A 21,996-nucleotide genomic window follows, 5' to 3' on the forward strand; every position below is an offset into this window, starting at 1 on the left:
ATTGAAGACCTGAATGGATCGTCTCGTTGCCCTTGCCGTCAACCGGCGTTTCCTGATGGTCGGCATGTTCGCCGCCGTGCTGATCGGCGGACTGATCGCGTTCAACCGGCTCAACATCGAGGCCTATCCCGATCCGACCCCGCCGATGGTCGACATCGTGACGCAGAGCCCGGGGCTATCGGCGGAGGAGATCGAGCGCTACATCACGATCCCGATCGAGACCCAGGTGGCGGGCCTGAAGAACATCACGACCATCCGCACCATCTCGCTCTACGGTCTGTCCGACGTCAAAATCCAGTTCTCCTTCGCCTATACCTATGACGAGGCGCTGCAGCAGGTGCTGAATCGCCTGGCGCAGCTCGCCCCGCTGCCCGGCAACGTCCAGCCGCAGATCTCGCCGCTCAGCCCGATCGGCGAGATCTTCCGCTATCGTCTCGTCGGCCCGCCGAACTACAGCGTGCTCGACCTCAAGACCATCCAGGACTGGATGCTGCAGCGCCGCTTCCGCGCGGTGCCCGGCGTGATCGACGTCACCGGCTGGGGCGGCAGGAGCAAGACCTACGAGATTCAGGTCGACTTCAACAAGCTGGTCGCCAACGGCCTGACGCTGCCGCAACTGCTCCAGGCGGTCGGCAATTCCAACGTCAATGTCGGCGGCAACACCGTCAATATCGGCCAGCAATCCGCCGTGGTGCGCGGCGTCGGCCTGATCCGCTCGATCGACGACCTCGCCAACACCATGGTGGCGCAGACAGGCGGCAATCCGGTGCTGGTCAAGGACGTCGCCACCGTCACGGTCGGCCAGAAGCCACATCTCGGCATTGCCGGCCTCGACGATTCCGACGACATCGTGCAGGGCATCGTGCTGATGCGGCGCGGCGAGCAGAGCTCGCCGACCATCAAGCGCGTCCACGAACTCGTCCAGCAGATCAACAACTCCAGCATCCTGCCGCCCGGCGTGCGCATCGAGCGCATCTACGACCGCGGCGACCTCATCGAGCTCACCACCCACACCGTGCTGCACAACATGGTGATCGGCATCCTGCTGATCGTGCTGTTGCAGTGGATCTTCCTCGGCGATCTCCGCAGCGCGCTGATCGTCGGCGCCACCATCCCGTTCGCGCTGTTCTTCGCCGTCATCATCCTGGTGCTGCGCGGGGAATCGGCCAACCTCCTGTCGGTCGGCGCGATCGATTTCGGCCTGATCGTCGATGCCACCGTGATCATGGTTGAGGCGATCTTCCGCCGCCTGACGCAAACGACACCGATGTCGGAATCCGAGCATATGTCCCCCGAAACGCTGTTCGGCATGAAGAGCCATGCCATCCTCAGCGCGGCCGCCGACGTCTCGCGATCGATCTTCTTCGCCGCCGCGATCATCATCGCGGCCTTCCTGCCGCTGTTCACGCTGTCAGGCGTCGAGGGCAACATCTTCGGCCCGATGGCGCGCACCTATGCCTACGCGCTGGCCGGCGGCCTCCTTGCCACCTTCACCGTCACGCCCGCGCTGTCCGCAATCATCCTGCCCGCGCATGTCGAGGAGACCGAGACGAAGGTGATGCTGATCCTGCACCGGCTGTACTCGCCGTTGCTGAATTGGGCGGTCGCCAATCGCAGCATCGTCCTCGGCGGTGCGGTCGGCCTCGTGCTGATGACGGTGGCGCTCGCCCGGCTGCTCGGCCTCGAATTCCTGCCGAAGCTGGAGGAGGGCAATCTCTGGATCCGTGCCACGCTGCCGCCGACCATCTCGCTCCAGGAAGGCAACAGCTACGTCAACGAGATGCGCAAGGTGATCCGGGCCCGGCCCGAGGTCGAATCCGTCGTATCGCAACACGGCCGTCCCGACGACGGCACCGACGCCGCCGGCTTCTTCAACGCCGAGTTCTTCGCGCCGCTCAAGCCCGTGAGCCAATGGCCCGGCACCCGCGACAAGGAAGAGCTGACCGCGCAATTGCTCAAGCAGCTCGACGATCGCTTCCCCGGCGTCGAGTTCAACTTCTCGCAATATCTCCAGGACAACGTCTCCGAAGCCGTCTCCGGCGTGAAGGGCGAGAACTCGATCAAGCTGTTCGGCAGCGACCTCCAGGCGCTCACCGACACCGCCAACAAGATCAAGCAGGTGCTGTCGACCGTGCAGGGCGTCACCGACCTTGCGGTGTTCACCTCGCTCGGGCAGCCGACCGTTCAGATCGACATCGACCGCGCCAAGGCCGCGCGTTACGGCCTTGCGCCGGGCGACATCAACGCCACCATCAAGGTCGCGATCGGCGGCGACACCGCCGGCGACCTCTATGAGCCCGGAAGCGACCGCCACTTCCCGATCATCGTCCGCCTCGCGCCGGAATATCGCCGCAGCGCCGAGGCGATCCAGAACTTGCGGATCGGCGCGCCCGGGCCGAACGGCACCGTCACGCAGATCCCCTTGAGCGAGGTCGCGACCATCAGCCTCGTCTCCGGCGCTGCCTACATCTATCGCGAGCAGCAGGAGCGTTATCTGCCGATCAAGTTCTCGGTGCGCGAACGCGATCTCGGCAGCGCGATCCGCGAGGCGCAGGACAAGATCGCCGCGCAGGTGCAGCTGCCGCCGGGCTCGCACATGGAATGGGTCGGCGAGTTCGGCAATCTCCAGGACGCGATCCGGCGGCTCTCGATCGTGGTGCCGATCTCGCTGGCACTGATCGGCGTGCTGCTCTGGTTCAACTTCGGTTCGATGACGGACACGCTGCTCGCGATGAGCGTGATCCCGATGGCGATCTTCGGCGGCGTGCTGGGCCTCTTGATCTCGGGCACCGCATTCAGCGTCTCGGCGGCGATCGGCTTCATCGCGCTGTTCGGCATCGCCGTGATGGACGGCATCATCATCCTGTCGCAGTTCAACCAGCTGATCGAAGAGGGCATGGACCGCATGAGCGCGGTGGTGCGCACCGGCGAGCTGCAGCTCCGGCCCGTGCTGATGACCTGCGTCGTCGCAGGCGTCGGCCTTCTTCCGGCGGCGCTGTCGGAAGGCATCGGCTCGCAGGTGCAGAAGCCGCTCGCGGTCGTTGTCGTCACCGGCATGATGCTGGCGCCGGTCGTGATCCTGGTGACCTTGCCGGTCCTGATCTCCTTCTTCTCGCGCCGCGCGCGCTGATCGTCAGAACCCGTAGAGCCGCGCCGGATTGTCGACCAGGATCTTCTTGCGCACCTCGGCATCCGGCGCCCACACCGGAAGCTGGTTGAGCAGGCGGCCGTCATCGATCTGATAGAGCGGCGCGATGTCGGTGGGCTTGCGTCCCTCGACGCGGCTCGAATCCGGATGCGGCCAGTCGGTGCCCCAGACGATGCGGTCGGCATTGGCTGCGATCAGCGCGCGGGCATAGGGCACCATGTCCTGATAGTCGGGCGCGAGCTTCGACGAGCGATAGGCACCGGAGATCTTCACATGGGCCTTGCCGGACTTCACCAGCGCGACGAGATCGGAGAAGCCCGGCTGCTCCAGCCCGAGCGAAGCCTCGAGGCCGCCGAAATGGTCGAATACGACCGGCACCGGCGCCGTCTCGACGAGGTCCTTGATCGCCGAGATCATGGCCAGCGTGGTGTAGAGCTGCACGTGCCAGCCGCGCGCCTTCATGCGCTCGACGGCGGCGGTGAAGCGCGGCCGGCCGACATTGGGATCGTTGACGCCGCCGGTCGCCAGATTGAGGCGGATGCCGCGGAAGCCGTCCTGGTGCATCGTATCGAGCGCGCTCTCCGGCGTCTTGTCGTCGATCACGGCGACGCCGCGCGCGGTCGCGCCGCGCGCCTTCATGCCGAACAGCGTGGAGGAATTGTCGGTGCCGTAGACGCTCGGCGTCACGATCACCACGCGCTCGATATGCAGCGCCTTGTGCAGTGCGGCCATTTCTTCCGGCGAAGCCGGCTCCGGCGTATAGACGCGTCCGGCGAAGAACGGAAACTTTTCGACATCGCCATGAATGTGGGTATGGCAGTCGCAGGCATGCGCCGGGACGTCGAAATTGATCGGCGTCGCGGGCTGCGCCGCGCGGGCATGGGCTTTGCTGGTCATGGCTACTCCGGCCGCAAGGGAGGCAAGCAGGACGCTGCGTCGGCTGAGCATGGTTTCTCTCCCGGTTATTTTTTTGTAGGCGGGTGGAAGAAGAATATCACATCAGCCGGGCAACCGCTCCGCTTCGCTGCATAGCTGCTCGACGAGACCAGCAAGCGGACGTGAGCCGTCCACGCGCACGACCGGGCAGGGCAGGCCCGAGAGCCACGCTTCATGCTTGGCGAGACTGCGGCCTTCGCGATCGCCGGCTTCGTAATGGGATGCCCATTCGACGAAGTCTTCGGTTTCGCCATGGCGCCAGCCGCCTGGCGCGACGGCATCAGCGCCGAAATGGGCGGCCTCGCGGGTGCGCAACCGCTTCATCCGGATCTCGCGCGGCGCGGTCACGAAGACGACCAGGTCGAAGAAACGAGCTCCTCACCCCAGCCGGTGACGGATCCGCTCAGCACCCAGTCGAGGCGCGGCAAGAACATCTCGCGCATCAGGCGCAGGCGGTCGGCGGCGGGGCGGGTCGTCTGATAGGGCGGCACGGTCGGCAGCCAGAAATAATCGTCGCTGTCGTGATGCGGCAGCGCCAGCTGGTCCGCGAGCGCGCGACCGATCGTGGTCACGCCGGAGCCCGAGGCTCCCATCAGATGGATGCGGCGGCTTTTCATCGGCATCCACCAGAGAGATTTGAAGGCTACTGCCCCGACGGCGTGCGCAGGCCGTGCCAGGCGTCGCGGACCTGGTGGTAGTGCACCTCGGGCAGGTAATCCGGCGTGTTCAGGTTCAGCGTCTTGACGTCGAGATGGCCGATGGCGCTGAGCAGCGTGTAGGAGGCGATCACGCGGTCGCGTTGCGCGCCGATCAGGCGGGCCTTGGCCTGGATCAGATCGGCCTGCGAGTTCAGAACGTCCACCGTCGTGCGCTGGCCGCCCGCAGCCTCGCGCTGTACGCCCTGCAGCGCGACGGTGGCCGCCTTCACCTCGGATTCGGAGGCCGAGACCGTGATCTTGGCGCCTTCATTGGCGACCCAGGCGCTGACCGCCGCCGTGCGCGCCTGGTTGCGCACCTGGTCGAGCACGAGGCGGCTCTGCGCCGTGATCTCCTTGGCCTGCCGGGTCTGCGCCGCGGCCTGGCCGCCGTCGTAGATCGGCGCGGTGACGTTGGCGACGATCGAGGCCTGGTCCTCGGCGAAGGTGCCGAGCGTCGGGTCGTTGTTACGGCTCTTGCTGGCGCTGCCCTGGATGGTCGCGCTCGGCAGCAGCGTGCCTTCGGCGATGCGGATGTTGGTGGAGGCGACATCGACATCGAAACTGGCGGCCATCACCGCCGGATGCTGGCGGATCGCCATCGTCATGGCGTCCTCGCGACTCTTCGGCAGATAACGGTCGACGGCCTCGGCAGGCCTGAGCTGCGAGGGCGCATTGCCGATCACTTGCGCATAGGTGGCCTGGCTGACCGCAAGCGCGACCTCGGCCGCGTTGAGATCGGCAAGGCCACGATTGAGGCGGGCTTCGGCCTGCGCGGTGTCGGTCGGCGTGACGTCGCCGGCATTGAGGCGGCGCTGGGTGACGGCGAGCGTCTCGCGCAGGAAGGCGACGTTGGAGCGCTGCGCCTCGACCAGCGACTGGTTGGCGAGAACGTTGGTGTAGGCCGTGACCGCATCGAGCAGCACGCCCTGGCCGACATTGCGCAGCGCTTCACGGCCCGACTGGACCTGGAGCTCGGCGGCCCGCACGCCGTTGGCAGTGCGGAAGCCGTTGAACAGGCTCTGCGTCACGGTGACGCCGATGATCCAGGGCTTCAGATTGCCGGTCTGGATGGTGTTGTCGGGCAACAGATTGCGGACCGATTGCAGCCCGGCGCTGAGGCTCGCCACGATCTGCGGCCGGTAGCCGGCGAGCGCCTGCGGCACGTTCTCGTCGGTGGCGCGCTGGCGAGCGCGCTCGGCATTGAGCTGCGGATTGCTCTGGTAGGCTTTTGCCAATGCTTCCGGCAGGGCTTCGGCCGATGCCGTCGCGGGCAGGGCGCAAGAGAGCGCCAGCGTGGTCCATGTCGCAAGCACAGGACCCGCGCCCGATCGACGTCGCGTCCCTCCGCGACCAGCTCTGGCGGTACGCCCAATCATGTATTCCCGCTTAACCCCGGCTGTCCGCCCCCGCCGACGATGGCCTCTTAACTGTTTAGCCAGCCGAGGTCCCGCAGGCAAACTGCCGCGGGGGAAACCCCCATGTATTCCGTGCTTGTTGCAGGCGCGTCACAGGATGTATGCGGCAAAGCGCCAGTGCCTTACACCAGCCTGACCGGTTTGTGCGCTACCGGTTTTTGTTCATCGGCTTGCGCTTCTCGATGAACGCCGCCATGCCCTCCGAGCGGTCCTCGAGCGCGAAGGTCGAATGGAACAGGTTGCGCTCGACGCTCATGCCTTCGGAGAGCGTGGTCTCGAAGGCGCGGTTCACCGCTTCCTTGGCCATCGCGGCCGCGGGGCGCGACATCGCGGCGATCTTCTCGGCGGCCGCCATGACCTCGTCCATCAGCTTGTCGGCGGGTACGATGCGGCTGACGAGGCCGGAGCGCTCGGCTTCCGCCGCGTCCATCATCCGGCCGGTGAGGCAGAGGTCCATGGCCTTGGACTTGCCGATCGCGCGTGTCAGCCGCTGGGTACCGCCGATACCTGGAATGGTGCCGAGCGTGATCTCGGGCTGGCCGAACTTCGCGGTGTCGGCGGCGATGATGAAATCGCACATCATGGCGAGCTCGCAGCCCCCGCCGAGCGCGTAGCCCGCGACCGCGGCGATGGTCGGCTTGCGGCAGCGCGCGATGCGGTCGCCGCCGATCGCGGCGAAATCCTCGGAGAACATGTCGATGAAGCCCTTGGGCTGCATCTCCTTGATGTCGGCGCCGGCGGCAAAGGCCTTCTCGTTGCCGGTCACGACGATGCAGCCGATGGCGTCATCGGCCTCGAGATCGTCGACCGCCGCGGCGATCTCGCGGAAGACGCCGAACGAGAGCGCGTTGAGCATCTTTGGCCGGTTCAGCTTGACGATGCCGACCGCACCGATGCTCTCGACGATGATGTGTTCGAACGTGCTCATGCTCCACCCACGCTTTTGATTGAGTGGGCAATGTGCCCGCTGGCGCGGATGCCTTCAAGGGGGCCGGACGCGGGACGCGCGCGGCGTGCGTCCCGCGGAACAGCCAATCAGGCCATGAACATGCGCGCGGCGGAGGCCAGGGTCAGCAATGTGCCGACGCCGATGAAGATCTTGCCGATCAGGGAGCTCTGGTCCCAGGCCGAGCTCTGCTGGGCGCTGGCCATCACCGGCGCCGGCCGTGGCTGCGCCTCGATCGCCGCGATCACCGTCTTCTGCGGCGGCGGGTTCTCCTGCAGGGCGCGATCGATGTCGTTGAGCTGATCGGGCGCGACGACCTGGTTTTCCGGGTTCTCAGCGTTGGTATTATCGGCGGCTGCCTGGACGTTGTCGTTGGCGCGGTTCGTCATCGCGGAGACGGCTGCGGCAGTCGGCGTCTCAGCGACGAGCTGCGCATTGGCGTTGGCGACCCCCGGGGGCATCTGGCTCGCGGCCGGCACCTGACTGTCGGTCTTGTCGTTCCTGGCCTCGTCGGCCTTGGCCGCCCCGTCCTTCTTGTCGGCCTTGTCGTCGGATTTCTGCACCGTCTTCTTGCTGTCGGTGCGGCGCGAGTCATGGCGCCGGGGCTTGGCCGTATCGGCCCCTTTGTCCACGCTCTCCGATCTGTTGCCGGCGGCCGAGTTCGGCGCCGCCTGTGCGACGCCCCCGGACAGCAAGACAAGCCCGGCCAAACCGATCAGGGCCGCGCGCGCGCTGGTTTTCATCATGTCGACGATCTCCCCAATTCCGCCCGTCCCGGCAGCGAACAGAGACCCCGGGGCGTGACGACAGCGCGGCAAAAAATGGGAATCTTCGGGCAACACCCGCCAAAAACGCGGCAAATCCCCTCCCGCAGCCACCCGCCCGATGCAGGACGCACCGATCGGTGTTATGAGCCGTCGCAGATGTTTGCGGCCGCATCGGTCGCGCGGCCCGAATCTCGATCACGAATTCGTGATATGCTCGGTGCCCGCGTAACAAATTGAAAGAGCGGCCGAATTGCATGGTGAGGGGCGCGGGTGCGCGGACGTGAGGACGAATGGACCGGCCTGATGCGGTCGGCCATGGCCGGCGATGATGCCGCGTATCATCGCCTGTTGAAGGCAGTCACGCCGGTGCTGCGGGCCGCCGCGAGGCGTGGCCTGGCGCGGGCGGGTCAGCCCCCCGACCAGGCCGAGGATATCGTGCAGGAGATTCTGTTGGCGGTGCATCTGAAGCGGCATACCTGGGACAGCGAAGCGCCTTTCGCGCCCTGGCTGTTTGCGATCGGCCGCAACAAGCTGATCGATGCTCTCCGCCGGCGCGGCAGGCGCGTGTTCGTCAACATCGACGATTTCGCCGAGACGCTGCCGGGCGAAGCGCCGCAGGAGACCGCTTCGGCCGGCGAGGTCGCCGCCCAGCTCGGAACCCTGCCGCAGCGTCAGCGCGACGTGCTGCAGTCGATCGCGGTCGAGGCCGCCTCGATCAAGGATACCGCGGCAAAGTTGTCGATGAGCGAGGGCGCGGTCCGGGTCGCGCTGCATCGCGGACTTGCGGCGCTGACGGCCAAACTGCGGGACCATTGATCATGGACACCGATCAACTCATTCGCTCGCTTGCGGTCGACAACGCGCACCGCGCCCCACGGGTCGGCGCCGTGCTGACCATGGCGCTGCTGGTGGCCGCGCCCTTGTCGATCCTGATCTTCGCGACGTTCCTCGGTATGCGCGCCGACGTGATGAGCGCCATGCGCAATCCGTTCTTCGACATGAAGTTCGCGGTGACCCTGTCGCTCGCAATCCCCGCCATCATCGTCAGCCTGCATTTGTCGCGTCCCGAAGCCCTGCTGCGCGGCTGGGGCTGGCTGCTGCTGCTTCCCGTCGGGCTGCTCGCGGTGGCGATCGGCAGTGAGGCGATGATGGCGCCAGCCATGCCGATGACGATGCGCCTGATGGGCAAGAACTCCAGGGTGTGCCTGGTCGCGATCCCCGCGATGTCGCTGCCGCTGCTTGCGGGGGCGCTGTTCGGCCTGCGCCACGGCGCGCCGTCCCGCCCCGCGCTCGCCGGAGCGCTCGCCGGGCTGGTGTCGGCCGGACTTGCGGCGACCCTCTATGCCTCGCACTGCACCGACGATTCCCCGCTGTTCGTCGCGACCTGGTACACGCTCGCGACCGCGCTGGTGACGGCGATCGGCGCGGCGGTGGGATCGAGGGTGTTGCGGTACTAGCCGCGCCTGCTTCAGGCCACCGTCGTCGCATTCTGCATGCGGTGGAAGCGCAGGACCTGTTGTGCGGTCGATGCGCGCAGGCTCTCGTAGGTGTCGCGCAGCTTCAGCATGTCGGTCTGCGACCCGCCGGAGAGCTTCTCGCGCATGGCGATGATCGCGCGCACGCTCGGCCATTGCATGCCCGCGACCTTGGCGAGGATCATCACGCCCTCGGTACGGCTTTCGATCATCATGGTCTCGGCGGTCTCGACCGCAACGCCCGCGAGCGCCGCGAGCCCGGCATTGGTCTCGTCGAACTTGCCTTGTTCGGCGAAGGTCGTGATCTGGAGCTCGTTGAGACGGCCGTCCTCGTGCAGCGACTTCACCAGCGCGCGAGCCATGTCTGTCTGCTTCGTCCTCGCAACGGCGCGAACCCGGTGGGCCGCTTCCTCGACGGCTCTCGACACCTCGTCCGCGAGCTCAGGATGTGCGGCCGCGAGCTTCCTGTGCACACTCGAGGATGCCTTGGCGACCAGCCTCAGATAGTGATGGCGCGGCAGGTCGGGCCGCAGGCCGATGCAGCCGGCGAGGTCGTCGTCGCGCTCGGCGCGGACGACGAGGTCGGCGAGACTCTCCTCGGACAATTGCGCGCCCGGATTGCCGACGGTCGACTGCACCACGTCCTCGTCGCCCCGCGCCACCAGCACGTCGGTCAGGGCCTCCGACAGCGTCCGCCGCAGCGAGATCGCCTTGAGATGCGCCTGGCCCCTGGTGCGCGCGATCTCGATCAGTGTCGCCTCGTCCAGTCGTTCCGACTTCGACAGCACGGGGCCGGAGACCTCGATGATCTCGTCGAGCGCGAGCGTGCGGATGATCTGCGGGGGCGCAGCCGCGATCGGTGCGAGCCGTTCGGCGAGCAGCGCCCTGGCCGACGTCTCGATCTGCTCGACCAGGCACTGGAACACGTCGTCGAACACGCGGATGTGGTCGTCGGAATAGTCGACCGCGTTGCCGACGAAGAGGTCGGTGACGCGGCGCAGCGTCTCCACCCGGCGCGCGACGGTGCCGTGCGAGAGGGCAGCCTGCAATTCCTCGATCAGGTTTTCGGATGGTCTTGCGGAATTGGATCTCATTGCCCTGTCCTGGAGCGTTCGGGCCGGCGGCGGCTTCTGCCGCACCGGAGGAAAATGGGTCGGTCAGCTCGTTGCAATGCAGTTGCGCCCTTGCGCCTTGGCGGAATAGAGCGCGCTGTCGGCGCGCGCGAGAAACGTGTCGGCAGTATCGGCGTCGCGCAGCGTCACGACGCCCGCGGAAATGGTCACCCGCATGCCCGGAGAGAATGCGCTCCAGTCCAGATCGGCGACGATGCCGCGCAGGCGCTCGAGCACGCGGCGCGCGACGTCGCCCGACGTGTCCGGCAGCAGCAGCAGAAATTCCTCGCCGCCGTAGCGGCCGAAACTGTCGGTCGGCCGGGTGTTGGCGAAAATGGTGATCGCGAAGGTGCGCAGCACCTCATCGCCAATGGGGTGGCCGTAAGCGTCGTTGATGCGCTTGAACCAGTCGAGATCGATCAGGGCGATCGCGCAAGGCGTGGATGCCTGCCGCGAGTTTTCGATCTCGGCGTCGAGAAGCCGCATGATGCAGCGGCGGTTGTACGAGCCGGTGAGCTCGTCGAGCTCGGCCAGTTCCTCGATGCGCCGATAGGCGGCCTTCAATTCGATGCTGCGCCGGTACAGGATCTTGCGTAGCGTGGCGCCGAACAGGCCGAGGAAGGCGCACTGGCCGATCACCAGCACGAAGCAGAGCATCGAGGCGGTTCGCTGCAGCCGGGTCGCGACCGGCAGTCCGATCGGCAGATCCAATCCGAGGAAAACCAAGGTGAGCCCGCAGGTGGCAAGGCCCCAGGTGACCATTGCCTGGCTCGACGTCATGCGCAGCGTGCCGAACGCGAAGATCAGAAACAACACGGCGAGGAACGCGACCCCGACCGTCGGCACCGCGAGCAGGAACACCAGTTGCAGCGCCATATGCGCCGAGATCTGATAGACGGTGAGGTAATGATCCTCGAAGCGGTCGCCGAAACCGGCTTCCGACAGCACCGTGAACGTCCCGATGATCAGGAGGCCGCCGAGCCAGAACAGCGACGGAACGCCGATGGAGATCGTCCCGTCATAGGCGTAGAGCAGCAGGACCGAGGCGCCCAGCGAGTAGCTTGCGACCTGGCCGATATACATCTGGCGGCGCTGCCGGGCCCGGCGTGCCCTGACCTCGGGAGCTGTCGTCTCGGACGCGAGGACGAGATCCGCGACCTCTGCGGCATTCCTCTCCGGAAAGGACGTCGCGGCCGTGCTCATGGTCCCGCCAATGGTGGATGTCAGCGTAAAAACCTACGTGGCAAGCCTTTAGGTTTGGTATCCTTTGAAATCGAATCCGAACCGTGCAGCGCGGAACAAGGCGATAAGCCAGTGTGAGATTTTTACCGGCGATCAGGTATCGTGTGCGCTGCGGTCGAGCCGAAGCAGCGCTTGGCGCGACAAAGGTGGTGCAGGGCTGCTATGGAACCGGTGAGGCCGGGCCGCCTGTACCCCGGACAGGGCATTCCGCAGGGAAATTCGCAGTATTATGGTACCGATTCGGACTTGCGACGCTGACCACCGCGGGTGGGACGAGAAAAAAGCCTGTATGTGGGGTAGCTCACACAGGCCCCCGTATGAGTGCGGTAGGTTGAACAATTTTGCCCCCCACGTCGAACCGTCCGCCGCATCGACTCGACCAACTTTGCGAGACGGCCATTGAGCGCGACACAGGCGGCTTCGGACGAGATCCTGATCGCCAGGATCGCTCAAGGTGACCGGCTTGCCATGCAGGTGCTGTACGGGCGGCACCATGTCAGGGTTTACAGGTTCGGACTGAGGCTCGTGCGGGACGAGCAGGCGGCGGAAGACCTCATCAGCGAGGTGTTTCTCGACGTCTGGCGTCAAGCCGGCAAGTTCGAGGGCCGATCCGCCGTTTCCACCTGGCTGCTGGCAATCACCCGATTCAAGGCCCTGTCTGCGCTCCGGCGCAGGAAGGATTTCGAGCTGGACGAAGACGCCGCCAACGCGATCGAGGATACGTCCGACGATCCGGAAACGGTGGTGCAGAAGAAGGATACCAGTGAGGCGTTGCGGGAGTGTCTGACGGGCCTTTCGCCGGATCACCGGGAAATCGTCGATCTCGTCTACTACCACGAGAAGTCCGTGGAAGAGGTGGCCGAAATCGTCGGGATACCGGAGAACACTGTGAAGACGCGCTTGTTCTACGCGCGCAAGAAACTGGCCGAACTGCTGAAGGCAGCCGGCGTTGAGCGAGGCTGGCCATGATGGCTTTGAGCAAGAAGATGCTGGAGCAAGAGCCCAGTGAAATTGAACTGCTGCTGCCCTGGCACGCTGCCGGCACGCTGAACGCGCGCGATGCGCGCCGTGTCGAGGAAGCGCTGGGGCGCGATCCCGAGCTCGCCAGGCAATATGCCGCGATCCGCGCCGAGTACGAAGAGACCATCCACCTGAACGAGAGCTTGGGGGCGCCGTCGGCGCGCGCGATGCAGAAGCTGTTCGCTGCGATCGACGCAGAGCCGGCCCGGGCGAGCGGCTCGCTGCCGCTGTCGGCGCGCATCTCGACCTTCTTCGCGAGCCTGTCGCCGCGCACGCTGGCCTGGTCGGCGAGCCTCGGCGCCGTCGCGCTCGTGCTGCAGGCCGGCATCATCGGCGCCGTGCTGATGAAGAAGCAGCCGGCGACCTTCCAGACCGCCTCGCTCTCGACCAGTGCGCCGATCACACGCGAGCTTGGCAGCGCGGCCGCACCGGCGCGTGCGCTGGTGCGCTTCACGCCCGAGGCGCGCGTCGCCGACATCACCGCGCTGCTCGACAGCTACCAGGCTTCGATCATCGGCGATGCCAAGGGCGGCATGTTCCGCCTCCAGTTCGACAAGGCGATGAGCCAGGACGAGCTCGCTTCGCTGCTCGGCAGGATGCAGCGCGAGAAGTTCGTCAACCTCGCCGTCGCGGCGCCGTAGGCGCGCCGCTGAACCGATGACGGGCAAATCCGAGAGCTGGGTGCGCACCGGGATCCGCGCTTCATCCGTCGGCGTTGCCTTTTTGGTCGCCTCCTGTCTCGGCGTCGAGGTTGCGCAGGCGCAGGCGATCATGCGCACCCCCACGATCAGTGTGCCCTCGCGCACGCCGACCATCTCTCCCAACATCACCCCGCGGGTCAGCCCGAACATCGCTGCGCGCGCGGTAAGCGTCGACCGCGGCCCGCGGACGATGGCGACCATTCCGCGTACCACGACGTCGCGCATCCGCCCGACGACGCCGGTGCTGCCCTACGCGCGTTACTCGCCGAACCTCTATCCGGCCTGCACCGCGCCCTACCGTGCTGCCGACGGCGAATGCCTGGCGCAGCCGAACGCGGGCGGCGAGGGCACCGGAAAACCTGGCAAGAAGAGCGCCGGCAAGGGGCGCGGCAACGATACGCCGGTCGCGCTGACCTCGCGCAGCTTCGCAGGCGAATTCGTCGCCGAGATCGACGGCGTGCTGTCGACCGCCGAGGCCGACGAGCTGGCGCGTCGCCACGGCCTGACCCGCCTCGCTTCCGAGAATTTCCCGCTGATCGGAGCCACGTTCGGCCTGTTCCGCATTGCCGATGGCCGGCCCTACGAAACCGTGCGGCGCGAGTTCGCGGCCGACGGCAGCGTGCGCTCGCTGCAGCCGAACTTCCGCTACGTGCTCCAGGACCAGAAATCGGCTGCCACGACCGAGGGCGATCCTGCGCAATATGCGCTGGCAAAGCTCCGCCTGCCGCAGGCGCATACGCTGGCGCACGGGGCCAACGTCACGATCGCCGTGATCGATTCCGGCGTCGACGCCCGGCATCCCGAGCTCGCCAATTCCATCGCCGACAATTTCGACGCCCTCGGCAGTGCCGAAGGACCGCACGTCCATGGTACCGGCATCGCCGGGGCGATCGCGGCCCATGCCCGTCTGATGGGCAGCGCGCCCGAGGCCCGCATCATCGCCATCCGGGCCTTCGGCGGTGCCAATGGCGGCGCCGAGAGCTCGTCCTACATCATCCTGCGTTCCCTGAATTACGCCGCCGAGCACGGCGCGCAGATCGTCAATATGAGCTTTGCCGGTCCGAAGGACGCGGTCATCGAGCGCGCGATCGCCGCGACGGCCGCGCGAGGTCTCGTGCTGATCGCGGCCGCCGGCAATGCCGGCGCGAAATCGCCGCCGCTCTATCCGGCCGCCAACCCCAACGTGATTGCAGTCAGCGCGACGGATCAGCAGGACAGGCTGTTCGCCGCCTCCAACCGCGGCAACTACATCGCCGTCGCGGCCCCCGGCGTCGACATCTTCCTGCCGGCACCCGACGGCAAGTACCAGATGACGTCGGGAACCTCGTTCTCCGCCGCCTATGTCTCCGGCGTCGCGGCGCTGCTGCTCGAGCGCAATTACGCACTCAAGCCGGAAGCGCTGCGCATGACACTGGTGAAGACCGCGCGCGACCTCGGCTCACCCGGGCGTGACGACCTCTTCGGCGACGGTCAGGCCGACGCGTTTGCCGCCGTCATGGCTATTCCCGTCGACAGCGCGACGCCGGTCGCTGCTGCCTCGGGTACAACAAAACGTGAAGATGCCGACAAGCGTCGCGACGAGCCCGGCATTCGCGCGATCGAACAGCCCTCGCTGTCGAGCGCAGCCGATAAAGCCGCGATTTCTCAGGCAGATAGGCCGGCGACGCGATAGTCGCTGCGACAACTTTGCGCGCGCGCCGATGGTCAAAAAATCAGACCCCGCATTGAACGTTGAGCCCGCTGCCACGACCAACTGATGTGGGAGCGGTCATCCCTCCCCATCAGTCATATCAGGCGCGAGCGCCCATCCACCCCAAGCGCCCATATGGCTCGACCCGTCCGGTTGTCCCCCCGGACGGGTCTTTTCTTTTCAGAGCGTTTTTGACCGAAGTGGATGCCGGTTCGCGTGAGGAAAAACGCGTCAAAACAGGAATCTGGCGTCCGATCTTTTGAAGCTTCGCTTCCGTTCAGCTTGCGGTTGAAGGTCGCCGCGGCGTCGGTCGCCGCCGCGCGCGCGGCGCGCCGCAACTCCGTTATGCTTGTGCGAAGCTTGACTCGAAAACACAGCAATTCTCCGCACGACTACGGTGTTTGACGACCAATGCCGCGTCGTTGCTGGACAAGTCAAAACTTTTCCACAAAATATTCATGTCGCGTCTAAATTGATTCGTGTGCGTTGCGTCCCCCGCGTCCGTGTTTTCTCCTGACGGGCTGGTTCATGACACATCGCCAAGAGTTCGTTCGCGACGCGGCTGGCAGCCGCCAAATCGCGGCGCGCTGGTGCGCTCTCGCCGAGCAGCGCCTGCAACATCTCTCCGAGATGTTCGAGACTGGCCGCTGGCGCCGTTATCATTCCGAGATCGCGTTCCTCGAAAACATCCAGGAGGCCAAGCGCGCCGTCCAGACCTGGCGCGCGCTTGCGACCGGCGGGGACGTCGCCGAGGCGGCCGCGAGCGTGACGCCGGCATTCGGTTGGTCGCCGGCGACGATGCCCCGCATGGCGCCGCGCGAGCAGGCGCAGACCGTGCAGCCCAAGACCTTGCAGCCCAAGGCCGTTCATATCGCTCCCGAGACCGCCACGCCGGTCAGGCTCGATCCGAAGCCCGACGTGCTCGCGGAGATCACCGAAGCCCCGATCGCGCCGCTTGCCATGCCGGTGGCTTGGCCGTCGTTCACCGCGCCTGCCGAGATGCCGCCGCTCAAGGCTCCCGCTGCGAAGGCACCGTTCACCGCACCTGCCGTGAGATCGCCGCGCGCGGAGCCGGCCGCAACCGCGCCATTCACCGCGCCGGAAGTGAGGCCGCCGGTGCCTGCCGCGCAGCCGCCGAGGACGGCGCCTGCAGCGATGGCGGCCCTCCTGCCGCAGTTCGCTCCGCCCGCCGAGGAAATCGTCGCCGCCCCCGAGCGCGTCGTCGAATTCACCTTCAGCCTCGACGGCCTGGAAGCGAAATACCCGCTGCTGCGGAACGCGTTCTAACGCTCCGTCGCGAGGGCAAAACGGGAGGCAGCCGCACCTGTCGCTCCGTCATCCTGAGGTGCGAGGCATGGGACGCAGTGCGTCCCATGAGGAGCCTCGAAGGATGCAGGGCCCGGCCGTCAACCACGCCTACCTTCGCACCGCATTGCCGCCGACCAGCAGCTGCGCGAAGCGTTGTGCGCCGTCGGCCGACAGGTCCGACGTCACCGCACGGGCGTGATCGAGGCCGACCACGGCACCGCGCGGCGTCTCGGAGATCATGTTGTTGTTGACGAGCGCGGTGCCGGCGCCCGGCACCACGGAGACGCCGACGCCGGCCAGCGCCTTGCGGATCACGTTGCCCGTGATCGCGACATCGCGCAGATATCTGCCCCAGCCGGCGACGATGCCGTAGGACGGCGCGTTCTCGATGACGTTGCCGGTCACCGAGGAGTCCGCCTCGATGTAGATGCCGACGCCGGCATCGTCGTCAGGCGCGGTGCCGATCGGCCGCTTCGGGACCAGGTTGCGGATGATGTTGCCCTGGACCACCGCGATGCGGCCGCCCTCGTTGAAATTGCAGACGGAGACGCCGACGGCCGCGCCGTCGACAATGTTGTTGGCGATCACGGCGGCTTCGAACGCGAATTCGGAATAGAGCGCGACCTCGCGCACGTCGCTGACGCTGTTGCCCGTGATATGGATGTTCGAGGCCGAGTTGCCGCGCACAGCCGAATAGTCGCAATTCCTGATGCGGTTGCCGCGCACGATCACATTGCCGGCGCGAAAGGCGTTGATGGCATTGCCGTATTGGCCCGAGCCGCCGGGGCCGGCCTTGATGTTCTCGATGCGGTTGTCGGCGACCAGCGTGCCGTCATCGCCGATCGCATTGCGCAAGATCTCGATTCCGTTGTCGTTGGTGCCGAGAATCGTGTTGCGGGAGACACAGAGGCCCCTGGCGTCGAACGACACAACCGCCGTCACCGCGATGCCGGTGAAGATATTGCCGGAGATGTCGCCCGCGACCTGCTCGAGCCAGATGCCGCTGCCGCCCGAGCTCGTGATCTCGCAATCGGTGATGCGCACATCGCGCCCGCCGAGGACGTGGATCAGGCCGCGCCGTGTCGGCAGCGCAATGCCGCCGCCGTCGAAGGTGATGCCGGTGATGCCGATCGCATCGGAGCCGTCGCTCTGGATCGCCGCGGCCCCGCCGGTGAAGACGAGCTTGGTCGCGCCGCGCACGCCGATCAGCTGCGCGCCGTTCGGCAGCCGCAACAGGCCGGTCCGGTACACGCCCGGTGGCAAGGCGAGCGGCATTTGCGCGCGCGCGGCCTCGTCGATGGCGCGCTGCAGCGCGCGTGTTTGATCCTCGCTGCTGCCGGGCCGCACACCGTATTGCGTGGCATCGCGGCCGAGCATCGACGTCAGCGGCGCGGCGCGCGCGGCGTCAACAGGCATGGCGAGGGCACCGGCAATGCCGGCGGTCGAAGCCCCGATGAGATGACGGCGATTGAGGTCCATGACGCGTCCTCCGGCGGACGCGGGGGTCCGCAGCGGTTTCGTAGCTCAGCAGGGCGAGGACCGTGAGGATTGTTGGCGGTAGGGTTAAATGTTTACGCAAGAGACGGTGCCGTAGGGTGGGCAAAGCGTAGCGTGCCCACCATTGTCCGCGCCCAAGCGATGCATGGTGGGCACGGCGCTGCGCGCCTTTGCCCACCCTACGAGACTGTGAATCTTTTGTACCGCGCGTCAGACGAATGTGATTCTCTGGGCAGACTGATCTGCTGGAGAGGATGATGGCTGACGACGGACTTTTTGGTGAATTGCCGGAGCAGTCGGCACGAACCGAAGCGGTGCCGCAAGGCGCACCTCGGCTGCGCGAGCCTGTGCGCAATCAGGTCGAATTGCGAGCGGTCGATATCGACAGCCTGATCGGGCAGGATCATCCAGCGCGGGTGATCTGGGCTTATGTCGAAGGGCTGGACCTGAGCGAGCTGGAAGATCGCGTCAAGGCACGGGAAAACAGGCCGGGCCATCCGGCGCCATCGCCACGGTTGTTGCTGGCGCTTTGGCTGTACGCCGCGAGCGATGCCGTTGGCAGCGCGCGGGCGCTGGACCGGCTCTGCGACAGCCACGACGTCTACCGCTGGCTCTGCGGTGGCGTGTCGTTGAACCATCACGGGCTGTCGGACTTCCGGGTCGGCTGTGCCGACTTGCTCGACCGTTTGCTGGTTGAACATCTGGTGGCCCTGAACGAGGCAGGGCTGGTCGATCTGGAGAAGCTGACCCAGGACGGGGTGCGGATACGAGCGAATGCCGGGACCGGATCTTTCCGGCGGGAGGCGACGCTGGATCGGCAGATGGCGCAGGCCGAGGCCATTGTGGAAGAGCTCAAGCGCGAGGTCGATGCGGACCCGGAAGCCAGCAATCGGCGGATCCGGGCCGCCAAAGAGCGGGCGGCGCGCGAACGCAGCGAGCGGGTGCAAGCCGCGCAGGCCGCGCTGGCCGAGATCAAGCGCAAGCGAAAACAGCTCGACGACAAGGGCGGCAATGGCAAGAAGCCGAAGGAGCCTCGGGCCTCCACCACCGACCCGCAGGCCAGGGTGATGAAGATGGCCGATGCCGGCTTCCGTCCGGCCTATAATGTGCAGGTGGCTAGCGCGGCTGGCGAACTGATCGTGGTCGCGATCGATGTCGACAACAGCGGCTCAGATCGTGGCTTGATGCGCCCGATGCTGGAGCGAACGCGCGCTCGGCTGAAGCGCTTGCCACGCCGCTACCTCGCCGATGGCGGGTTCTGCACTGGCGACGACATCGAATGGGCGCATGGCGAGGGCATCGAGGTTACTGTCCACCGCCCCAATCCAGGAGCGGTGTCGATCCCTTCTTACCCCGGAGCAGCGACGGTCCTGGCATAGCGGCCTGGCGTGCTCGCATGGCCAGCGAAGCCGGCAAGGCACAGTACCAGGCCCGTACCATCTGCGAATGCATCCATGCCCGCTGGCGCAACTGGGACCTCAGGCAACTGACCGTGCGCGGCATCGAGAAGGTCCGTGCCGTCGTGCTATGGTACGCCCTCACCAACAACATCCTGCAAGGGCATCGTCTCGCAAAAGCATAGATAACCAACAGCCTGACGCCGCCGGCTTCCCCCATCAAGGGGCGATACCACCCCTTGATGCCGAAGCCGAAACAAAACGAATTGGCTCACAGGCTCTACGAGACCGGTATGTTCCGCGCCTTCCGTGCCAATTGCACCATCTCCATCAGCATCGCTTCCCCCGCATCCACCAGCTCCTCCAACGTGATGCGGGCTGCGCCCTTGCGGCGAACGGCGCCGCTGCGCGCAAGCAGGGGAATGTGGATGAACGCCGCGAGCTGCGGCCCGCCCGCCTTCACGTGCTCGATCGCGCGCCAGCTCAGGTAGTTGCAGAGATAGGCGCCGGCATCGCGCGAGGGGCGCGCGTCGATGCCGGTGAGGCGCGCGGCGCGCAGCAGCCTTGCCGTGTGCGGGCCAAACATCATCGCGTCCGCATGGCCGGCGATGCCGCGCTTTGCCGAGCGGGTGTTGGCGGCATCGGGCCAGAGCATGGTGACCGCGTTGCGCGCCCGCGTCTCGATGCGCAGGTAAGGCGTGCGTGCGGCGAGGCCGAACATCAGCAGCGCGTCGGGTTTTTGCGCAGCGAGCATTTCAGGCAATTGGCGGTCGACCGCGGCATAGGTGACCGGGAAGATGTGGCTCGATAGCGCGACATCGTCGAGCGCGGGCCGGCGCAATTGCGCCAGCCGCGCCACCAGCGGCTGGGTCGGATTATAGGGCGCGCCGGGAAACGGACCGAAGCCGGTGAGGAGAATGCGGAGCTTGTCGCTCATTGCAGCAACTCCAGGATCTGCTCGGCGGCGAGTGCCGGCGTGAGATGGCCATCGGCGACCTCGGCCTCGATCTTGCGGACTTTCGTTCGCACCGACGCCTCGCTGCGCAGCCGCGCCAGCATGCGCTGTTCCAGCATCGACCACATCCACTTCACCTGCTGATCGCGTCGCCGCGCGGCGAAATCGCCGGACGCATTCATGGCCTTGCGGTGATCCAGAACCTTCTGCCAGATCCTTGCGATGCCGTCGCCGGTCAGCGCCGAATAGGTCTCGACCGGCGGATGCCAATGCTCCGATCGCGGCGCCAAGATATGCAGCGCGCCGCGGTAGTCGGCAGCGGTGATCTTGGCGCGCTTGAGATTGTCGCCGTCGGCCTTGTTGATCGCGATCATGTCGGCGAGCTCGACCAGGCCCTTCTTGATGCCCTGCAGCTCGTCGCCGCCGCCCGGCAGCATGAGGGCAAGGAAGAAGTCGGTCATGTCGCAGACGGCGGTCTCGGACTGGCCGATGCCGACGGTCTCGACCAGCACGACGCCGAAGCCGGCGGCCTCGCACAGCAGCATCGCCTCGCGCGTCTTCGCCGCAACGCCGCCGAGCGTGCCGGAGGAGGGCGAGGGGCGGATGAAGGCGTCGTTCGCGGCCGACAGCCGCGCCATCCGGGTCTTGTCGCCGAGGATCGAGCCGCCGCTGCGCGCCGAGGACGGATCGACCGCGAGCACCGCGACCTTGTGGCCCTGTTCAATCAGATACGTACCCAGCGCATCGATCGTGGTGGATTTGCCGACGCCGGGCGAGCCCGTGATGCCGACGCGGAACGCCTTGCCGGTGTCGGGCAGCAGCATCTGCACCAGCTCGCGCGCCAGCGCTTGGTGGTCGCCGCGCCGGCTCTCCACCAGCGTGATCGCCCGCGCAAGCGCCGCGCGGCTGCCGGTGCGGAGGTCGCGGGCGAGGGATTTGATGTCGATGGATTTGGGAGTGGTCATCGTTGCTTTCGCGTCCAGCCGCTAGCGGCCTGACATGCGAACGTGTCTCTCAGCGCAGGATTTCAACGGTGGAAGGTGTGTTTGAATGATATCCCAAACGATCTCGGCCTTCGTCATATGATAGGCATGACGCAGAAGATTTCCAAAGTCGATCATCTTGCGCCAGTCGATTCCAGGCTCCGTTCGCTTGACCTCATCCGGGATGAATCTCGATGCCTCGCAGATGATCTCGAGAAGCCGTTCGATTGCGAGGCGGGAGGTCTTTTCGGAGACAAATTGATCGAATGTGAGGCCCTTCGTGACGCTTTCGATGTCCGATATGGCTTCCAGAATGTCGAGTAGCCGGTCTTCGACGGTCGGCGGCATTCAGAAGACCTCGATCAGATCGTCCGCGATCCGCTCGGCCATGCGCGGCTTCAGCAAGTCGCGCATCGATACCTGCACTCGAACGCCGACATGATCCTCGATCAGGTGTAGGACCTCAAAATAGTCGAACCGCGGCGCTTCCTCGCGCGAGGTCGTTTCGACCAACACGTCGAGGTCACTGTCCGGCCGCGCGTCACCGCGGGCACGCGATCCGAAGATGTGCAGCCGTTTCACGCCCGCAGCCCTCAAGGCGGGAGCAAGCTCTCGGAGCTTCCCGATGAGAGTTTGGAGTGGAATGTCTGCGACATCGGTCATGGCCGGATATTAGCACAGGGCAGCCGCCCGGCCCAGCGATACG

The 21,996-nt window shown here is 66.2% G+C and carries 18 protein-coding genes and 2 pseudogenes; 8 read left to right on the forward strand and 12 right to left on the reverse strand.

Annotated features, from left to right (window positions below; translation table 11 throughout):
* The first annotated feature begins 13 nt into the window (after positions 1-13).
* The gene (locus N2602_RS13055; RefSeq protein ID WP_260382885.1) at positions 14-3,130 is read left to right on the forward strand and encodes an efflux RND transporter permease subunit; all 3,117 of its coding nucleotides are present in this window, start codon (positions 14-16) and stop codon (positions 3,128-3,130) included.
* A gap of 3 nt (positions 3,131-3,133) precedes the next feature.
* Here N2602_RS13055 and N2602_RS13060 read toward each other — a convergent pair whose 3' ends face one another.
* The 5 genes and pseudogenes from N2602_RS13060 to N2602_RS13085 form a co-directional block, all read right to left on the reverse strand.
* Positions 3,134-4,096: an amidohydrolase family protein gene (locus N2602_RS13060; protein WP_172784151.1), complete on the reverse strand. Its 963-nt coding sequence runs from the start codon at positions 4,094-4,096 to the stop codon at positions 3,134-3,136.
* Between the two features lie 51 nt (positions 4,097-4,147).
* Positions 4,148-4,701, reverse strand: a pseudogene (locus N2602_RS38785) (hypothetical protein).
* Positions 4,702-4,727: 26 nt separating this feature from the next.
* Positions 4,728-6,158, reverse strand: a complete 1,431-nt coding sequence (locus N2602_RS13075; protein WP_260382888.1) for a TolC family outer membrane protein — start codon at positions 6,156-6,158, stop codon at positions 4,728-4,730.
* A gap of 187 nt (positions 6,159-6,345) precedes the next feature.
* Positions 6,346-7,125 carry an enoyl-CoA hydratase gene (locus tag N2602_RS13080; protein ID WP_172784154.1) on the reverse strand — a complete coding sequence of 260 codons (780 nt, stop codon included), beginning with the start codon at positions 7,123-7,125 and terminating at the stop codon, positions 6,346-6,348.
* Between the two features lie 107 nt (positions 7,126-7,232).
* A complete protein-coding gene (locus tag N2602_RS13085; RefSeq protein ID WP_260382889.1) occupies positions 7,233-7,889 on the reverse strand; it encodes a hypothetical protein in 657 nt (218 codons plus the stop codon).
* 291 nt (positions 7,890-8,180) lie between these two features.
* Here N2602_RS13085 and N2602_RS13090 point away from each other — a divergent pair, with 291 nt between their 5' ends.
* Together N2602_RS13090 and N2602_RS13095 are read left to right on the forward strand one after the other, a co-directional pair.
* On the forward strand, positions 8,181-8,726 hold the full coding sequence (locus tag N2602_RS13090) for a sigma-70 family RNA polymerase sigma factor (RefSeq protein WP_260375538.1): 546 nt from the start codon (positions 8,181-8,183) through the stop codon (positions 8,724-8,726).
* Positions 8,727-8,728: 2 nt separating this feature from the next.
* Complete coding sequence (locus N2602_RS13095; RefSeq protein ID WP_172784157.1) at positions 8,729-9,367, forward strand: NrsF family protein; 639 nt, start codon at positions 8,729-8,731, stop codon at positions 9,365-9,367.
* A gap of 11 nt (positions 9,368-9,378) precedes the next feature.
* On the opposite strand, the gene N2602_RS13100 is transcribed toward N2602_RS13095, so the two are convergent.
* Positions 9,379-10,479, reverse strand: coding sequence for a DUF2336 domain-containing protein (locus N2602_RS13100; RefSeq protein ID WP_260382890.1), 1,101 nt, complete (start codon positions 10,477-10,479; stop codon positions 9,379-9,381).
* Between the two features lie 63 nt (positions 10,480-10,542).
* Positions 10,543-11,700 (reverse strand): GGDEF domain-containing protein, encoded by a 1,158-nt coding sequence (locus N2602_RS13105; protein WP_260382891.1) that lies wholly within the window; start codon positions 11,698-11,700, stop codon positions 10,543-10,545.
* A 438-nt stretch (positions 11,701-12,138) separates the two neighbouring features.
* Here N2602_RS13105 and N2602_RS13110 point away from each other — a divergent pair, with 438 nt between their 5' ends.
* From N2602_RS13110 to N2602_RS13125, 4 genes are all read left to right on the forward strand, one after another.
* Positions 12,139-12,708: a sigma-70 family RNA polymerase sigma factor gene (locus tag N2602_RS13110; RefSeq protein WP_036006024.1), complete on the forward strand. Its 570-nt coding sequence runs from the start codon at positions 12,139-12,141 to the stop codon at positions 12,706-12,708.
* A complete protein-coding gene (locus N2602_RS13115) occupies positions 12,705-13,400 on the forward strand; it encodes a hypothetical protein (RefSeq protein WP_172784160.1) in 696 nt (231 codons plus the stop codon). Before N2602_RS13110 ends, N2602_RS13115 begins: the two co-directional genes overlap by 4 nt.
* 16 nt (positions 13,401-13,416) lie before the next feature.
* Positions 13,417-15,132: a S8 family serine peptidase gene (locus N2602_RS13120; protein ID WP_260382892.1), complete on the forward strand. Its 1,716-nt coding sequence runs from the start codon at positions 13,417-13,419 to the stop codon at positions 15,130-15,132.
* 546 nt (positions 15,133-15,678) lie between these two features.
* The gene (locus N2602_RS13125; RefSeq protein ID WP_260382893.1) at positions 15,679-16,437 is read left to right on the forward strand and encodes a TIGR03809 family protein; all 759 of its coding nucleotides are present in this window, start codon (positions 15,679-15,681) and stop codon (positions 16,435-16,437) included.
* Between the two features lie 129 nt (positions 16,438-16,566).
* Here the strand turns inward: N2602_RS13125 and N2602_RS13130 are convergent, their stop codons facing one another.
* Complete coding sequence (locus N2602_RS13130; RefSeq protein WP_260382894.1) at positions 16,567-17,937, reverse strand: TIGR03808 family TAT-translocated repetitive protein; 1,371 nt, start codon at positions 17,935-17,937, stop codon at positions 16,567-16,569.
* Positions 17,938-18,209: 272 nt separating this feature from the next.
* On the opposite strand from N2602_RS13130, the pseudogene N2602_RS13135 reads away from it, so the two are divergent.
* A pseudogene (locus N2602_RS13135) lies at positions 18,210-19,537 on the forward strand (IS1182 family transposase).
* Between the two features lie 95 nt (positions 19,538-19,632).
* Here N2602_RS13135 and N2602_RS13140 read toward each other — a convergent pair.
* The 4 genes from N2602_RS13140 to N2602_RS13155 are packed head-to-tail and all read right to left on the reverse strand — an operon-like array spanning position 19,633 to position 21,953.
* Positions 19,633-20,289 (reverse strand): pyroglutamyl-peptidase I, encoded by a 657-nt coding sequence (locus tag N2602_RS13140; protein ID WP_260382895.1) that lies wholly within the window; start codon positions 20,287-20,289, stop codon positions 19,633-19,635.
* The gene (gene meaB / locus N2602_RS13145) at positions 20,286-21,272 is read right to left on the reverse strand and encodes a methylmalonyl Co-A mutase-associated GTPase MeaB (RefSeq protein ID WP_260382896.1); all 987 of its coding nucleotides are present in this window, start codon (positions 21,270-21,272) and stop codon (positions 20,286-20,288) included. Before meaB ends, N2602_RS13140 begins: the two co-directional genes overlap by 4 nt.
* 21 nt (positions 21,273-21,293) lie before the next feature.
* Positions 21,294-21,638, reverse strand: a complete 345-nt coding sequence (locus N2602_RS13150; RefSeq protein WP_172784166.1) for a DUF86 domain-containing protein — start codon at positions 21,636-21,638, stop codon at positions 21,294-21,296.
* The gene (locus N2602_RS13155) at positions 21,639-21,953 is read right to left on the reverse strand and encodes a nucleotidyltransferase family protein (protein ID WP_172784167.1); all 315 of its coding nucleotides are present in this window, start codon (positions 21,951-21,953) and stop codon (positions 21,639-21,641) included. It lies immediately after the preceding gene.
* Positions 21,954-21,996: the final 43 nt, after the last annotated feature.

The sequence above is a fragment of the Bradyrhizobium sp. NC92 genome, from assembly GCF_025200865.1.
Taxonomy (GTDB): domain Bacteria; phylum Pseudomonadota; class Alphaproteobacteria; order Rhizobiales; family Xanthobacteraceae; genus Bradyrhizobium.